This window comes from Mesorhizobium sp. C399B, assembly GCF_030323185.1.
GTDB lineage: Bacteria > Pseudomonadota > Alphaproteobacteria > Rhizobiales > Rhizobiaceae > Mesorhizobium.
This window is the reverse complement of record NZ_CP100472.1, coordinates 3262752-3277661: the sequence shown is the minus strand read 5'-3', so window position 1 is coordinate 3277661 and position 14910 is coordinate 3262752. Positions and strand designations below refer to the sequence as shown.

13 protein-coding genes and 7 pseudogenes are annotated in these 14910 nt (G+C 64.4%); 10 read left to right on the top strand and 10 right to left on the bottom strand.

Going from position 1 to position 14910, the window contains the following annotated elements; translation table 11 throughout:
- The first annotated feature begins 22 nt into the window (after positions 1–22).
- The 3 genes and pseudogenes from NLY36_RS15760 (at position 23) to NLY36_RS15750 (ending at position 1585) form a co-directional block, all read left to right on the top strand.
- Entirely contained in the window at positions 23–427 is a 405-nt protein-coding gene (locus tag NLY36_RS15760; protein WP_245260325.1) for a hypothetical protein, read from the top strand.
- Between the two features lie 318 nt (positions 428–745).
- Positions 746–1117 carry a hypothetical protein gene (locus NLY36_RS15755; RefSeq protein WP_023681251.1) on the top strand — a complete coding sequence of 124 codons (372 nt, stop codon included), beginning with the start codon at positions 746–748 and terminating at the stop codon, positions 1115–1117.
- A gap of 96 nt (positions 1118–1213) precedes the next feature.
- Positions 1214–1585 (top strand): annotated as a pseudogene (locus tag NLY36_RS15750) (endonuclease domain-containing protein).
- Between the two features lie 116 nt (positions 1586–1701).
- On the opposite strand, the gene NLY36_RS15745 reads toward NLY36_RS15750, so the two are convergent.
- A complete protein-coding gene (locus NLY36_RS15745) occupies positions 1702–2022 on the bottom strand; it encodes a hypothetical protein (RefSeq protein WP_023681249.1) in 321 nt (106 codons plus the stop codon).
- A 163-nt stretch (positions 2023–2185) separates the two neighbouring features.
- Between NLY36_RS15745 and mbfA the strand changes: the two are divergent.
- Positions 2186–3172: pseudogene (mbfA, locus tag NLY36_RS15740) on the top strand (iron exporter MbfA).
- Positions 3173–3334: 162 nt separating this feature from the next.
- On the opposite strand, the pseudogene NLY36_RS15735 reads toward mbfA, so the two are convergent.
- The 3 genes and pseudogenes from NLY36_RS15735 to NLY36_RS15725 form a co-directional block, all read right to left on the bottom strand.
- A pseudogene (locus NLY36_RS15735) lies at positions 3335–3680 on the bottom strand (antibiotic biosynthesis monooxygenase family protein).
- Positions 3677–4034 (bottom strand): annotated as a pseudogene (locus NLY36_RS15730) (NIPSNAP family protein). Before NLY36_RS15730 ends, NLY36_RS15735 begins: the two co-directional pseudogenes overlap by 4 nt.
- A 65-nt stretch (positions 4035–4099) precedes the next feature.
- Positions 4100–4354: a DUF1127 domain-containing protein gene (locus tag NLY36_RS15725; RefSeq protein ID WP_286462531.1), complete on the bottom strand. Its 255-nt coding sequence runs from the start codon at positions 4352–4354 to the stop codon at positions 4100–4102.
- A 42-nt stretch (positions 4355–4396) separates the two neighbouring features.
- On the opposite strand from NLY36_RS15725, the pseudogene NLY36_RS15720 reads away from it, so the two are divergent.
- A pseudogene (locus tag NLY36_RS15720) lies at positions 4397–5119 on the top strand (ArsR/SmtB family transcription factor).
- Between the two features lie 108 nt (positions 5120–5227).
- On the opposite strand, the pseudogene ligD reads toward NLY36_RS15720, so the two are convergent.
- Both ligD and ku read right to left on the bottom strand, forming a co-directional pair.
- A pseudogene (ligD, locus tag NLY36_RS15715) lies at positions 5228–7739 on the bottom strand (DNA ligase D).
- A 171-nt stretch (positions 7740–7910) separates the two neighbouring features.
- Positions 7911–8618: pseudogene (ku, locus tag NLY36_RS15710) on the bottom strand (non-homologous end joining protein Ku); the annotation flags it as partial.
- Between the two features lie 345 nt (positions 8619–8963).
- Between ku and NLY36_RS15705 the strand changes: the two are divergent.
- From NLY36_RS15705 to NLY36_RS15695, 3 genes are all read left to right on the top strand, one after another.
- Positions 8964–9113 carry a hypothetical protein gene (locus tag NLY36_RS15705; RefSeq protein ID WP_196813601.1) on the top strand — a complete coding sequence of 50 codons (150 nt, stop codon included), beginning with the start codon at positions 8964–8966 and terminating at the stop codon, positions 9111–9113.
- 179 nt (positions 9114–9292) lie between these two features.
- Entirely contained in the window at positions 9293–9718 is a 426-nt protein-coding gene (locus tag NLY36_RS15700; protein ID WP_031249421.1) for a thiol-disulfide oxidoreductase DCC family protein, read from the top strand.
- 61 nt (positions 9719–9779) lie between these two features.
- Positions 9780–10034, top strand: coding sequence for a hypothetical protein (locus NLY36_RS15695; RefSeq protein WP_023736991.1), 255 nt, complete (start codon positions 9780–9782; stop codon positions 10032–10034).
- On the opposite strand, the gene NLY36_RS15690 is transcribed toward NLY36_RS15695, so the two are convergent.
- Positions 9997–10383, bottom strand: a complete 387-nt coding sequence (locus NLY36_RS15690) for a RidA family protein (RefSeq protein WP_023699214.1) — start codon at positions 10381–10383, stop codon at positions 9997–9999. The genes NLY36_RS15695 and NLY36_RS15690 overlap by 38 nt on opposite strands.
- Positions 10384–10691: 308 nt before the next feature.
- Between NLY36_RS15690 and NLY36_RS15685 the strand changes: the two genes are divergently transcribed.
- Positions 10692–11060, top strand: coding sequence for a YciI family protein (locus tag NLY36_RS15685; RefSeq protein WP_023681239.1), 369 nt, complete (start codon positions 10692–10694; stop codon positions 11058–11060).
- Between the two features lie 7 nt (positions 11061–11067).
- Positions 11068–12312, top strand: a complete 1245-nt coding sequence (locus tag NLY36_RS15680; protein WP_286462506.1) for an RNA polymerase sigma factor — start codon at positions 11068–11070, stop codon at positions 12310–12312.
- Positions 12313–12320: 8 nt separating this feature from the next.
- Here the strand turns inward: NLY36_RS15680 and NLY36_RS15675 are convergent, their stop codons facing one another.
- The 3 genes from NLY36_RS15675 to NLY36_RS15665 all read right to left on the bottom strand — a co-directional run bounded on the left by NLY36_RS15675 (position 12321) and on the right by NLY36_RS15665 (position 14900).
- The gene (locus NLY36_RS15675; protein ID WP_023698057.1) at positions 12321–12947 is read right to left on the bottom strand and encodes a glutathione S-transferase family protein; all 627 of its coding nucleotides are present in this window, start codon (positions 12945–12947) and stop codon (positions 12321–12323) included.
- Positions 12948–13130: 183 nt separating this feature from the next.
- Complete coding sequence (gene cysK / locus NLY36_RS15670; RefSeq protein ID WP_023698058.1) at positions 13131–14105, bottom strand: cysteine synthase A; 975 nt, start codon at positions 14103–14105, stop codon at positions 13131–13133.
- A gap of 177 nt (positions 14106–14282) precedes the next feature.
- Positions 14283–14900 (bottom strand): LysE family translocator, encoded by a 618-nt coding sequence (locus tag NLY36_RS15665; RefSeq protein WP_023698059.1) that lies wholly within the window; start codon positions 14898–14900, stop codon positions 14283–14285.
- Positions 14901–14910 lie beyond the last annotated feature (10 nt).

Sequence of the window (14910 nt, the reverse complement as noted above, 5' to 3'; positions counted from 1 at the left end):
TCCCACAGGGGGAGAAGGGAAGATGGCGCTTCTTCCCCGACCATGCGAGCGTGCGTCTCCGATTCGGAAACCCGCCGCCATGCTCCGCCTCACCCTTTGCGCTCTCCTCCTCGCCGCCCCGGCGCATGCCGCCGATATGGCGTTCTTCGTCAAGAATTTGCGCAAACAGGCGGTGGCGGTGGAGCTGTTCAGCCGTGACCGCAAGATGTCCTGGCCGGGCGGCGACCAGGTGTTTCTGATCGAGCCCAGCTCGCAGAAATCGGTGCCGATCTCGTGCAATTCGGGCGAAAACATCTGCTATGGCGCCTGGGTGAATGGCAATGATGCGGTCTCCGCCGGGGTCGGGCCGGATAATGACCAGCCATGCGATACGTGCTGTTTCATCTGCGTGGAGAAGACGACGGAGACGATCGATCTGGTGGAGTGACGGGCGGGGCGCCGAAGCTGCTGATCTCCCCCCTCGTGGGGGAGATGTCCGGCAGGACAGAGGGGGGCGCGAAGGATCGCCAGCGTATGGATCAGCAAGCCTAAAATTGAAATGGCGCGGCTGCAGGAATGAGAGGTCGGCGGGACAGCGCCCCCCTCTGCCTTGCCAGGCATCTCCCCCACGAGGGGGGAGATCAGCAGCTCCACCAACCTCTCCCAATCCCCCCAAAATCAGTCACGCCCCGCCCTTCAATCTCCGCCGCCATCGTGCGATGCTGATTCCCTCGGCCGGGGGGCCGATTTGCCTCGGGGGAACACCATGTCTTTCACTTGTCTGCGCCGCGTCGTCGTCGCGCTCTCGCTTGCCGCGCTGTTTGCGCCGGCAGCGCACGCAGCCGACATCACCTTCGCCGTCAAGAACAGCCATCCCAACGCCATGCGCCTCGAGCTCTACAGCCAGGACCGCGACTATGTCTGGCCGGGCAATGACAAGGATTTTTATCTCGACGATGGCGAGACCAAGCAGATCCCGGTCTCGTGCGACGAAGGCGAGTCCATCTGCTACGGCGCCTGGGTCGACGGCGACGAGGGAACCTATTGGGGCGTCGGCCCCAACAACAAGGAAAGATGCGAGGATTGCTGCTACACCTGCAATGGCGGCGAGACGGAGGAAATTGAACTGACGCCGTAGGAAGTACAGCCAATCTCCCCCCCAAGTGGGGAGATGTCCGGCAGGACAGAGGGGGGCGCCATTGAGCGCAAGCCTCGGCAACCACCGAGCATCGTAATGCCGCACACGCCTCTACCGCCTCGACATCGCGCAAACGCCAGATCGATGCGCAAAGTCCTGACGCCAGCCGAACTCAAGCTCTGGAACGAACTTCGTGCCCACCGGCTGATGGGGCTTGGCTTCCGGCGACAATTTCCGATTGCCGCCTACATCGTCGATTTCGCTTGCCCGGAGAAGAAGCTGGTCATCGAAGTCGATGGCTCCCAGCATGCGGACGCCCGGCGCGGCTGCCGGTGATGAAACGCGGACATCGCACCTCGAACAAGATGGCTGGACCGTCCTGCGGTCTGGAATGACGACGTCATCCGCGACGTCGACAATGTCTGCCAGCATATTGTGATTGCGGCTGGGCTTGGACGCGCATCCTGAACGGTGCCGGTGCTGGGCTTTAGGCAGGGAAAGGTCGGCCGGACAGCGCCCCCTCTGGCCTGCCGGCCATCTCCCCCACGAGGGGGGAGATCGGGTTTCGCCTTGGCTTTCGCCAATTATCCCAGCAATGCCCTCTGCCGCTTCGGCCCGCCTGCCTTGCGCCAGGAATTGAACCGGTGCGTCGCGGCGGCAAACGAGATCTTCATCTGCTGGGCGACCGAGTAGCGCGACTTGCCTTCGTCGAACAGGCGGTAGCAGCATTCGACGCCCTCCTCGGTCAGCTTGCCGTCGGGCGCCTTGTTGTGCGGATTGGCGGGGTCGAATTTTTCGACCTGCTGTTCTACCAGGCCTTTCAGCCGCTGCAAATCGGCCTCGATGCTGGCGATAAGATCGAGGACGGGTTTCGGATCGAAGTGGTCGTGCGGCTTTGCCGTCATCTTGCTCATGCCTTTCGCTTGCGTGTCGCGACAATATAGGTGAACATTTGCCGATAATGAAGGGCGCGTTGCAATCCGGCGCTTCAACATTTCTTGACCGGTGATTGACCGCGGAGATTGCAGCGCCTAGTTTAGAATTGTTCTAAACTGGGGTGAATTTCTCATGCTTTCCCGTGTCTTCGGTTTCGGCCGCCGTCCTTTCGAAACGCTGTCGGAACAGGAGATCCTGGCCCTGGCAATTTCATCCGAAGAGGATGACGGGCGCATCTACCGCGCCTATGCCGACGGGCTGGCGGACAGTTTTCCGCAATCGGCGAAAGTGTTCGAGGCGATGGCGGCGGAGGAAGACGGCCATCGCGATTCCCTGATCGAGCTTTACCGCAAGCGTTTCGGCGAGCGCATTCCGCTGCTGCGCCGCGAGCACGTGAAAGGCTATTACGAGCGCAAGCCCGACTGGCTGGTGCGGCCGCTCGGCATCGAGCATGTGCGGCGCCAAGCCCGAAGAGATGGAGCGGCAGGCCTATCGCTTCTATGTCGAGGCGGCCAAGCGCACCCGGCGATGCCTCGACGCGGAAACTACTCGGCGACCTGGCCGCGGCCGAGCAAAGCCATGAGAATTCGGCGCATCGGCTGGAACAGAAACTCGTGCCGGGCGAGGTGAAGGACGAGGAAGCCAGCGCCGAGCAGCGCCAGTTCATCCTGACCTATGTCCAGCCGGGACTGGCCGGGCTGATGGACGGCTCGGTGTCGACACTGGCGCCGATCTTTGCCGCCGCGTTTGCCACCCACGACACCTGGCAGACGCTGCTGGTCGGCCTCGCCGCCTCGATCGGCGCCGGCATCTCGATGGGCTTTACCGAAGTCGCTTCCGACGATGGAAAATTGTCAGGGCGTGGCTCGCCGATCAAGCGCGGACTGACGGTCGGCATCATGACGACGCTGGGAGGCCTCGGCCACGCGCTGCCTTACATCATCCCGCATTTCTGGACGGCGACGGCGGTGGCGGCCGTCGTGGTGTTCTTCGAATTGTGGGCGATCGCCTTCGTGCAGAACCGCTACATGCAGACCNCGTTCCTGGCGCGCGGCGTTTCAGGTGGTGCTGGGTGGGGCGCTGGTGTTTGCGGCCGGGGTGCTGATCGGGAATGCGTGAGCGCCAAAGCGCCCCCTCACCCAGCCTCCGCTACGCTCGGCTGACCTCTCCCCGAGGGGAGAGGAGATTTTCGACGCCTGCGCCAGTCTCTTCTCCCCAGCGGGGAGAAGGTGGCCGCGAAGCGGCCGGATGAGGGGGCCTGGCGCGACGGCCGATACCTAGTCACCCATTCACCGCCCTGCTATCCTCTGGCGCCTCGTCCCTCTCCGTCAGCCCGTAATCCCGCACCACATGCGCAATCCGCAACCGATATCCGGAAAATATTCCGCCGCGGCCGGCACGCTGCGGCCTGCCGATGCTCTTCCGTGTTGCGCCAGGCTTTCACCGCTTCCTCGTCGCGCCAGAAGGACAGTGACAGGACCCGGTTGGGATCGCCCAGGCTCTGAAACCGCTCGATCGAGATGAAACCATCGATGCCGTCGAGCAGTGGCCGCAGTTCCGCGGCGATGCCGAGATACGCATCGCGCTTTCCCTCAGCCGGTTGCACCTCGAAGATGACAGCGATCATGCTTCCTCCTTGACCGCGGTCTGGAACAGCTGCCGCGGTCCATGCGGCCCCGACACCAGCTTCAGGAAGATGCGGTCCTCTTTCAAGATGAACTTTTCGCGGCGGGCGAATTCGTAATTGGCCTTGCCGGCGGGATCGGCGGCGAGACGAGCGCGGTAGGCCTCGTAGGCAGCGAGGCTGTCGATGCTGTAGGCGGCGTAGGCCGTAGTGGCCGAGCCCTCATGCGGGGCGTAGTAGCCGATCAGATCGGCGCCGGCAGCGCGGGATCGCCTGGCCCCAGGCCTTGGCATATTGCTCGAACGCCGGCTTGCCGAACGGGTCGATCTCATAGCGAATGAAGCAGGTGATGGCCATCGTGAACTCCTTGGGTTTCGCGTGGATAGTTCGAGCGGCGTCGAAACGTTGTGCCGCCGGGTGTGCTAAGCAAAAGCGCTGGCGGTCAGGCCTGCCAGAAGGGGCCTTGCGCATTCGCGGCGCACATCCTCACGGGTCAGGCCGAGATCGCGCAGCAGATGGTCGTCGACCTCCGCGAGGTCGGAGCCGCTGCAGATGGCGGTCGGTACCAGCGGGCGAGCAGCCGCCGTTGCAGCCAGGTGACGAACGGAAACGGCCGGCGGCTGGCGAGTGGGGCGGAAGCGGTTGGCATCGGCGTTCTCCTTGATCCCGCCCGACAATAATGCTTAATCTGACGAGAATGCTTCGATGGAGGCCTAACTATGCGTGAAGGACCCGACATTGCCCGCATCGCCAGCCTGGTCGGCGATCCGGCGCGGGGCAAACATGCTGAATGCGCTGATGGGCGGCACGGCTTTGACGGCGAGCGAACTGGCGCTGGAGGCCGGCGTCTCGCTGCCGACGGCGTCCTCGCATCTGTCGAAACTGATGGGAGGGCGGGCTTTTAACTTTGGCCAGCCAGGGACGGCATCGCTATTACGGCCTCGCCGGGCCGCAGGTTGCCGGCATGATCGAGGCGATCACCGGGGTGGCCGAAGCGGTCGGCCCCAAGCGGGTGCGGCCCGGCCCGCGCGACGGCGCCATGCGCGTGGCCCGCGTCTGCTACGACCACCTCGCCGGCGAACAGGCGGTGGCGATGCTCGACCGGCTCGTCGCGCGCGNNATCCTGTTGCGCGACGACAAGGAGATCAGGCTCGGGGAGATCAGGCCGGGGCAGATCCGGCCGGGGGAGATCAGGCTCGGGCCGTCGGCGGCGTCATATTTTTCGGCCCTCGGTATCGATGTCGGCGCCAAGCCGCGCCGGCCGGTCTGCCGCGCCTGTCTCGACTGGAGCGTGCGCCGCTCGCACCTCGCGGGAACGCTCGGCGCGGCTATTCTGGACAAGATCCTGTCGGAGAAATGGGGCAAGGCGGGAGAAGGACAGCCGCGCGGTGGTGTTTTCACCGCCGGGGAAGCAGGCGTTCGAGCAGGTGTTTTTGGGTTAGTTTGCAGGCGCTAATTGGGCGACGCTGGTGGGACAGCACCCCCCTCTGTCCTGCCGGACAGAGGGGGGTGTGACGGAACGCTTGCGTAGCAGGTGAGGCGCGCGACGCTCACCCCCGCTTCAGCACCTTTCCCTGCTTGAAAAAGTCCACCCACGGATCGGCCTCCGCTAGTTCCTTCAGCGTCGTCTTGCCCCCGATCGGGAAGGAATTCGGCGCCAACCCTTTTTCAACCTCCGCCCAGGTCACCGGGATCGACACCGTCGCGCCCTTCTTGGCGCGGGAAGAGTAAGGCGCGACCGTGGTCGAGCCCCTGCCGTTGCGCAGATAGTCGACGAAGATTTTTCCCGTGCGCGCCTTTTTCGACAGCGTCGCGGTGTAGCGGTCGGGCGCGGCCTGCTCCAGCGCCTTGGCGAAATCATGCGAGAAGGTTTTGACCGCCTCCCAGTCCGCCGACGGCTTCAGCGGCACCAGCACGTGATAGCCTTTGCCGCCCGACGGCTTGACAAAATTCGGCAGCGACAGATCGTCGAGCTTGCCTCTGATGTCGAGTGCGGCCTCGCGCACCGCCTTGACGTCGACGCCTTCATCGGGATCGAGATCGAAGATGATCTGATCCGGCTTTTCCAGCTCATCGATCTTGCAGCCCCAGATGTGGACCTCGACCACGCCGTACTGGACCAGAGCGGCAAGGCCGTCGAAATCGCGGATGAACAGGATTTCCTCGCCATCGGTCGGGTCCTTCATGCGGGCAATCTTGTCGCTCATGCCGGCCGAGGCATGTTTCTGGAAGAAGCGCGGACCGCCGATGCCGTCCGGCGCCCTGACCAGGCTGAGCGGCCGGTTGACGACGAACTGCTCCATGCGCGGCCAGACCAGCGCATAGTGCTCAAGCAAAGCCTGCTTGGATATTTTTTCCTCGGGCCACAGCAGCTTGTCGGGATGGGATAGTTTTACGCTGGTCGTGATCGTCGCGGGCGCCTTAGCCCCGGCGGCCTTGCCGGCGCCGCTTGCCGCCGGCTTTGCCTTGTTCGCAGCCTTCGATGGCTTTTCCTGCACGACTTCCTCCGCCGGCTTGTCCTCGCGCAGTCCCTGGAACGACGCGTGGCGTATTATACGGTCCGACGTCCAGCTGCGGAACTCCACTTCGCCGACAAGTTCGGGCCTGACCCAGACCAGACCCTTGCCCTTCGGCACGGCGGCGGCAAAGGGCGAGGCGTCTGCCTTCAGCGCATCGAGTTTTTTCTTCAGATCGGTGGCGCTCCTGGCTGTGAAGCCCGTGCCGACGCGGCCGGCATAGTGGAGCTTGCCGCCCTCGTGGTAGCCGACCAGCAGCGAGCGCAGGCCGCGGCCGGTCTTGTCCGAGGGCAGATACCCGCCGATGACGAATTCCTGGCGGGCCGTGCATTTCGACTTCACCCAGCTTGGGCCACGGCCGCTGCGGTAGGGCGCATCGGCGCGCTTGGAGACGATGCCTTCAAGGCCCATGCGGCAGGCGTGCTGCAGCATGATCTTGCCGGGCTCGGCGAAATGGTCGCTGAAGCGGACGGCGGCATTTTCGGCCGTCTCGCCGAGCAGCTCCTGCAGCGCCTGCTTGCGCTCGACCAGCGGCTCGCGGCGCAAATCCTTGCCGTCAAGCCGCATCAGGTCGAACACATAGTAGGTGAAGCGGTTGGTTCGATTGGCGGAGAGATCCTGCTGCAGCAGCGAGAAGGACGAAACGCCGCTGTCGGCGAGCACAACGATCTCGCCATCGATGATGGCGTCGCTGCATTTCAGCTGGGCTAGTTCCGCGACGATCTCGGGGCCGAATTTCTCCGTCCAGTCGAGGCCGGTGCGGGTCAGCAGCCGCACCTCCGTGCCGGCGATCTGCGCCTGCATGCGGTACCCGTCGAACTTCACCTCATGCAGCCAGTCCTCGCCGGGCGGCGCCTCGCGCTCCAGCGTCGCCAGCTGCGGCTCGACGAAGTCGAGGCGCTTGCCGGCTTTCGCCTTGCTGGATGCCGCGGGCTTGTTGGAGTGCCAGACCTTCGGCTTCTTGCCGTCGGCGGTCTTGCCTTCCGCGACCTCTTCGATGGTCAGGCCGGACTTCACCGATTTCGGTGCGTCCTTCAGGATATCGTCGCCGGGGCGGGCGGCGGCATCGTCGGATTTGATCAGCAGCCAGTTGTCGCGCTTTTCGCCCGGGCGGGGTCTTAACCTGACCAGATGCCACCGCCCATTCAGCTTCTGGCCGTTGAGTTCGAAGTCGATATGGCCCTTTTTCATCGCCTTGGCGGGGTCGATCTCCGGCGTCCATGTGCCTTCGTCCCAGACGATGACGGTGCCGCCGCCATACTCGCCCTTGGGAATGGTGCCCTCGAAGCCGGCATAGTCGATCGGTGTGGTCCTCGACATGCACGGCCAGCCGCTTTTCGTGGGGGTCGAGGCTCGGGCCTCGCGTCACCGCCCAGCTCCACAACACGCCCTCATGCTCGAGGCGGAAATCATAGTGCAGCCTGGTCGCGTCGTGCTTCTGGACGACGAAGATGCCGCCGGGCTGCTTGCCGCGCGCGACCTTGCCCGCCGGCTCGGCCGTCTTCTTGAAATCGCGCTTGGACTGATATTGTTCGAGGCTGGCCACGGCGCCGACCCTCAAGCCGACTTGCGCTTGGGCGCAGAAGCTTTCGCCTTGCCGCTTTTTTGCCGCCGGCTTGGCCTTCTTCGCCGGGCCTTCCGCCTGGCCGCCATCGGACAGGCTCTTCTTCAGCGCGTCGAACAGATTGACGACATTGGACGGCTTGGGCGCGGCCTGCGCTTTCGGCGCCTTCTTGCCGGCCTTCTTGGCGCGGATCAATTCGAGCAGCGCGTCCTCATACTTGTCCTCGAATGTCGACGGATCGAACTTCCCCTTCTTCTTGTCGATGATGCGTTCGGCCATATCGGTCATCTCCTGGTCGGTCTTCACCGCCTTGATGTCGCCGAAGATGCTCTCCGGCTCCCGCACCGTGTTGCCGTAGCGCAAGGTGGTCAGCACCATGCCTTTGCCGCGCGGCTCGATGACCACGGGCCGCTCGCGGCTATAGAGCACGACGCGCGCCAGCCCGGCCATCTTCTTGTCCGCCATGGCATCGCGAATGACGGCAAAGGCCTCCTCCGACACCTTGTCGGCGGGCGTGACATAATAGGGCGTGTCGAGATAGATCTGCTCTATCGAGGCTTTGTCGACGAAGCCGTCCAGCGCCATCGTGTGCGAGGACTCGATCTGCACCGCTTCGATCTCTTCGTCCTCGATATGGACGAACTCACCGGGGCTCACCTCATAGCCCCTGATCTCGTCGCCATCGCCCAGCGGCTTGCCGGTTTCAGAATCGACATAGATGCGCTTGACCGTGTTGCCGGTCTTGCGGTTGAGCACCCGGAACGAAACTTTTTCGGCGTGGGTGACGACGTTGGTCAGTTCGACAGCGCAGGTGACCAGCGACAGTTTCAGATAGCCCTTCCAGGCGGGGCGAGGTGCCATGGCGAACTCCTGCGCGATGCGGTTCAAGCGAGAACGGGCAAGGCCCGTTCCGGTTCCGGGCGCGCAACCAGGGGCATTTCGGCAGCGAGCATGGAAATTTCGAGAGGCTCGCCAAATCTGAAACAGAACCGCGCCCAAGCGACATTCAGACGAAACATATGTGATGCAAAAGTCACAATGCCGGAAATGGCGACGAACCACACCGAAAGACCCCCAAACAGCCGCATTCCAGCCACGAAGCATGGGGTTTTCGACCAAAGATTAACATCGTGTTCACCGACTATTCACGCCTCGACGCTATGATCCCCGCAATCGGACGGGACATCCGAAAATCGGGACAGGGACTTGAGTAAAATGAAATTCTGGGGCCACATTGCCGGCTATGCCGCCGCCATCCGCGAGTTCATCGCGCCGACCTATCGGCCGGAGCGCTACTACATGCGCGGCCCGGGTCCGGCCTGCGCCCGTCGCGGCAGCTCGCTCGGCGCGCATTGATCATGACGTTCGAAACGCGTCACGACAGCCGGATCTGCAGACCGGAGGCCGATCCCCGCGCAACCACCTATCGCGCCGAGCGCCCCGCGCTGGCCGCGAGAAGCCGTGCGACAACGCCGCAGCTTTGATCCCGCTGCCGGCGGGCTTAGTGTCTGAAGACACAAGCTGCCGGACGTCCCGTGACTTCTTCTCCTGAACCCTTCGATGCCAGCCAGCCATTGATCGTTTTCGACGGCGTCTGCGCGCTGTGCTCGGGCTTCGTACGCACGGTGGTCGGGCTCGACGGCAAAAACCGCTTCCGCTTCGCCACGGCGCAGTCGCCCTTCGGCGAGGCGCTGTTCCAGAGATACGGGCTGCGCACCGACAGCTACGAGACCAATCTGGTCCTTGTCGGCGGCGCTCCCTTCATCCGGCTGGACAGTTTCATCGCGGTGATGGCCGAACTCGGCTGGCCGTGGCGGGCGGTGAAGGCCCTGCTGCTCATCCCGCGCCCCTTGCGAGACTGGCTCTACGAACGCATCGCCAAAAACCGCTACGCCATGTTCGGCCGCAAGGACAGTTGCGAGATCCTGTCCGCCGCGATACGTGCGCGTGTGATCGGCTAATCGCATGTCACCCAAAAGTGACCTCGGTTCCGGGAACGACATACGCAAAAAGAGCGGCGCCATGAGGCTTCTGGTCGTTGGCGGCTATGGCATTTTCGGCGGCCGCATCGTGCAATTGCTGGAGAGCGAGCCCCGCCTGATCCTGCTCGTTGCCGGGCGCTCACTGGCCAAAGCCGAGGCCTGGTGCAACATCCGCACCGGCGCGGCGGCGCAACTCGTGCCGGCGCGCTTCGGTCGCAATGGCGACCTCGCGCAAGGCCGGCCTGTTCGTTCGCGCCTCAGTCCGGCAGCGCCGCGACGGCGACGATCTCGATGACGATGTCTGCCTGGGCAAGCGCTGCGACGCCGATTACCTCCGAAGGCGGCGGATTGTTGTCGCTGCAATGCTTCGGACAATGCTCGGCGAAAAACGCGTCCAGCACGTCGAGACGAAAATTAGGCGAGCTGAGGACGCCGCCGTCGGGAAATGGCCCTTTGACGAAAAAGGTCAGCCTGATGAGATGGTCGAGCCCGCTGCCAAGTTCTTCCAGATCCGATTTGATGTTGCCGAGAACTTCCCGCCACTGCGCCGCGGCATCGCCGGCGAAGCCGCCACCCTTCTTGCCGGCCGGATCGTAGTCAGCCGATGTCGCGGTGTTGCCGCAGATAGACGGTGCCTTTCGCACCGCTGACGACCGTGCCTTTGCCCCATGGCATCAACCGGCCGTTCTTGAATTTCTTGTGGGTCACGAGTTCCATTCTCTCTCCCATGCCTCGTGTGACGTGCCCGCCAACGACATAGGATAGTGCTGGGCGGAGCCACGGCCAGTCCGCTGCCGGTCATCCGCCAGCAGACGGAGGAACATCTGGTCCTTGCGAAATCTCCTGGCGGAGGCGAAAGTTTTTTTCTGAAGCCTGTCGAAATCGGCCGCCGCCGCGCGACATACGTCTGGCCCCGCTAGGACGCGGCCTTCGAAACCACGGGAGAAGACCCATGCGATACATGCTTTTGATCAACAGCGACGAAGCCGCGCAGGCGAACACGCCAATCGAGAAGGCTCAGCAGATGAGCGCAGCATATGCCGCCTATACCGAAGCGTTGAAGAAATCCGGCGCATGGCTCGCCGGCGAACGGTTGCGCCCGACCCAGGCGACCACCTCGGTGCGGATCACAGACGGCAAGACCAACGTGATCGACGGCCCCTATGCCGACACCAAGGAGCAGCTTGCCGGCTTCTACATGATCGAGGCGGCCGATATCGATACCGCCATCGACTGGGCGGCGCGCTGTCCGGCGGCGAGCGCCGGCACGGTCGAGTTGCGGCCGATCTGGGAAATGGCCGACTACATGCCCAAGAAATGACACCGTGATGGACAATCGCCCGGAGATCGCGCGGGCGGCGGCCGAAGCGGCCGCCCGGCAGAGTTACGGCAAGCTGGTCGCCTGGCTAGCGGCGCGCACCCGCGACGTGGCCGGCGCCGAGGACGCGCTGGCCGAGGCCTTCGCCGCGGCGCTGGAGCGCTGGCCACAGACCGGCGTGCCCGACAAGCCGGAAGCATGGCTGGTGGCTGTGGCGCGCCGGCGGCGCGTCGACGCGGTGCGCCGTCGGCTGACCAGCGAGGCGAGCCGCGACCATCTCAAGCTGATGGCCGAGGAGATGGAGGCGAGCATGGAAGACGAAGACCTGCCCGACGAACGTCTCAGGCTGATGTTTGCCTGTGCGCATCCGGCGATCGAAGCCAGCGTGCGGGCGCCGCTGATCCTGCAGACCATTCTGGGTTTCGACGCGGCGACGATCGCCTCGGCCTTCCTGGTTTCGCCGGCGACGATGGGCCAGCGTCTGGTGCGCGCCAAGAGCCGCATCCGCGAGATCGGCATTCCGTTCCGCGTGCCGGATCGCGCCGAACTCGGCGACCGGCTGGAAACGGTGCTGGAAGCGATCTACGCGGCTTTCGCCGAAGGCTGGACCGACCCGGCAGGGACCGAGACGAGAGCGCGCAATCTGGCGACCGAAGGCATCTGGCTCGGGCGGCTGGTGGCATCCCTGATGCCGGACGAACCGGAAGCGCTCGGCCTGCTGGCGCTGATGCTGTTTGCCGAGGCGCGGCGCCCGGCGCGGCGCGATGCGGCTGGAGATTATGTGCCGCTCGCCGACCAGGATTGTCTTCTTTGGGATCACGCGCTGATCGACGAGGCCGAGGCGCTGCTGGGCCACGCCGCCACCATTGGCGTCATCGGCCGCTACCAGCTCGAAGCGGCGGTACAATCGGTGCATGCGACGCGGCGACGGATCGGCCAAACCGATTGGGCGGCGATCCGTAACTTCTACGATGCGCTGTCGGCGATATCAGGCTCGCCGGTGATTTCGATCAACCGCGCCGTGGCGATTGCCGAGGGCGAAGGGGCGGCGGCAGGACTGGCGGCGCTCTACGTGCTGGGCGACGACAAGCGGCTCAACGACTACCAGCCCTACTGGGCCGCCCGCGCCGGCCTGCTGGCCAGGCTCGGCAATGCGGCGCAAGCGGTCGAAGCCTATGACCGGGCGATCGGCCTTGAACGCGACCCCGCCGTGCGCCGCTTCCTGCAGGCGAAACGGGCGATCCTGCGAAATTGAAGCGTCGTTCAGGCCGGCCACATCTCATGCGCGGTGTTGAGCCGTTTCATCAGCGGATGCGCGCGCAGCGCCGACCATAAGCGTTCGATGTTCGGCCAGTCGGCCCGCGCCTTGTCCATGTCGGGGTGCCAGGCCACCAGCATGACGAGGTAGATGTCGGCCAGCGACATCGCGTCGCCGACCAGCCAGCCGCGCCCCTCGAGGGCTGCATCGACAATGGCGAAGCCGCGGTCCATCTCGGCAATGGCTGCCTGCTTGACGGCTTTCTTGCCGTCGGCATCGGTGGTGTAGCGATGGGCATAGTAGAGGCGCAGGATGGCGGGGTAGAGCACCGACGACATGAACGCCATCCAGCGCAGGAAACCGGCGCGATCCGGGGATCCGGCGGCCGGTGCCAGACCCGCCTCCGGATGGCGCTCGGCAAGCAGGATGCAGATCGCCGCCGATTCGGTTATCGATTGACCGTTGGGCAAGGTCAGCACCGGAACCTGATTCAACGGGCTGATGTCGAGGAAAGCCGGGTCCGGCGGATCCTTCTTGGGCACATCGATCTGGTCGAATTGCGCGTTTGCCAGCGCCAATGCGGCCTCGACGACGAAACCGCCACTGCCTGGGCGCGTGTAAAGTCTGTACATGAATGTCCTCCCCGGCCCACGCGGGCCGTTGGAGATTTGCACCGGCAGAGCGCCGCGCTCAAGCGGGTCGGCCCGGTGCCACGCGGTATTTTGTGCGGTCCAGACGGAGCAAGTGCTGGAGGTGTCGGCGGGACAGAAGGAGGTACGGATCGCTACCTATCCGTCCTTCCCGCTCCGCGAAAACTAAGCGCCCAGCCCGTCGAACAGGATCGTCGACAGATAGCGCTCGGCGAAGGACGGGATGATCACCACAAGGTTCTTGCCCTTGTTCTCCGGCCGTGAGCCGACGACGATCGCCGCTTGCAGGGCGGCGCCCGACGAGATGCCGACCGGCACGCCTTCGAGGCGGGCGACGAGGCGGGCATTGGCGACCGAATCCTCGTTGGAGACCTTGACGATCTCGTCATAGATCAAGGTGTCGAGGATCTTGGGCGCAAAGCCGGCGCCGATGCCCTGGATCTTGTGCGGGCCGGGCTGGCCGCCCGACAGCACCGGCGAGGCCTCGGGCTCGACGGCGACGACATGCACCGAAGGCTTGCGCTGCTTCAGCACCTGGCCGACACCGGTGATGGTGCCGCCGGTGCCGATGCCGGCGACGAAGATGTCGACCCCGCCATCGGTGTCGTTCCAGATCTCCTCGGCGGTGGTGCGGCGGTGGATCTCCGGGTTGGCCGGGTTTTCGAACTGCTGCGGGATGACGGCGTCGGGCAAGGTGGCGGCCAGCTCGTCGGCCTTGGCGATGGCGCCCTTCATGCCTTTCGGCCCTTCCGTCAGCACCAGTTCGGCGCCGAGCAGCGCCAGCATCTTGCGGCGCTCCACCGACATGGTTTCGGGCATGGTCAGGATCAGCTTGTACCCCTTGGCGGCGGCGGCGAAGGCGAGCGCGATACCGGTATTCCCGGAGGTCGGCTCGATCAGCGTCGTCTTGCCGGGTTTGATCCGGCCCGACGCTTCCAGCGCCTCGATCATCGAAACGCCGATGCGGTCCTTGACCGAGGCGATCGGATTGAAGAATTCGAGCTTGGCAAGAAGGTTGGCAACGACGCCCTTCTCCTTGGCGAACTTGTCGAGCCGCACCAGCGGCGTGTCGCCGATCGTCTCGGTGATCGAGTTGTAGACACGGCCGCGGCCGGGCACGCGCGCGGAAGGCTTGTTCATTGGTTTCGCTCCCAAATCAGATCAGGCAATTGGCGTCGGCGGACAGAATAAGGCTTTCGCCCGCGCAAGATAGGCTGCCGGCCGAAAATATCGAGTGGGCCGCTTGCTGAAAACGCTTGCCTTCCGAAGCCGCATTTCCGGATGGACCGATCGGCGGAATGAATTGCCTGAACCGATCTACTGACGTGCGGCAATGGCTGCGGCCGCGCCCACCATGAAGCCGGCGGCCGTGCGGTTCAGCGCCTTCAGCGCGCGCGGCGATTTCAGGAACCAGCGCGCCTTGGCGGCCAGCGCCAGATAGGGCACAAGCACCACGAAGAGCACGATAACGGTGAGCGCGACCAGGATGCCGTAGTCGGCGAGCGTGATGGTCTTCAGGTCGACGATGGTCGGCGTGATGGCGAGGTAGAAGATCATCGTCTTCGGGTTGCCCAGCGTAACGGTGAGCCCGGCAAGGAAACTCGAAACCAGGCCGCCCTTGCCTTTCCTGGCCTCGACAGTCTCGGGCGTGATCCCGGCCGTCCAGAAACGCCAGCCGAGGAAGGCGAGATAGGCGACGCCCAGCCATTTGATGGCGAGAAACACCATGCCGAAGCTTTGCGCGACAAAGGCAAGGCCGAGCACCACCGCGGTGAGATAAATGAGGTCGCCGAGCATCAGGCCGAACGACATCGCCAGCGACGAGCGGAAGCCGGAGCCGAGCGCCCGCGCCACAAGCGCGGTGACGCCGGGGCCGGGAATGGCGGCGGCGATGCCCAGCGCAGCACTATAGGCAAGGAAGCCGGTGAGGGTCATGACGGTCGCA

Bases quoted from the DNA above. Each gene is read 5' to 3' on its own strand.
- NLY36_RS15760 (WP_245260325.1), top strand. From the start codon at position 23: ATGGCGCTTCTTCCCCGACCATGCGAGCGTGCGTCTCCGATTCGGAAA.
- NLY36_RS15755 (WP_023681251.1), top strand. From the start codon at position 746: ATGTCTTTCACTTGTCTGCGCCGCGTCGTCGTCGCGCTCTCGCTTGCC.
- NLY36_RS15745 (WP_023681249.1), bottom strand. From the start codon at position 2,022: ATGACGGCAAAGCCGCACGACCACTTCGATCCGAAACCCGTCCTCGAT.
- NLY36_RS15695 (WP_023736991.1), top strand. From the start codon at position 9,780: ATGAGGCTTCTGGTCGTTGGCGGCTATGGCATTTTCGGCGGCCGCATC.
- NLY36_RS15685 (WP_023681239.1), top strand. From the start codon at position 10,692: ATGCGATACATGCTTTTGATCAACAGCGACGAAGCCGCGCAGGCGAAC.
- NLY36_RS15680 (WP_286462506.1), top strand. From the start codon at position 11,068: ATGGACAATCGCCCGGAGATCGCGCGGGCGGCGGCCGAAGCGGCCGCC.
- NLY36_RS15675 (WP_023698057.1), bottom strand. From the start codon at position 12,947: ATGTACAGACTTTACACGCGCCCAGGCAGTGGCGGTTTCGTCGTCGAG.
- cysK (WP_023698058.1), bottom strand. From the start codon at position 14,105: ATGAACAAGCCTTCCGCGCGCGTGCCCGGCCGCGGCCGTGTCTACAAC.
- NLY36_RS15665 (WP_023698059.1), bottom strand. From the start codon at position 14,900: ATGACCCTCACCGGCTTCCTTGCCTATAGTGCTGCGCTGGGCATCGCC.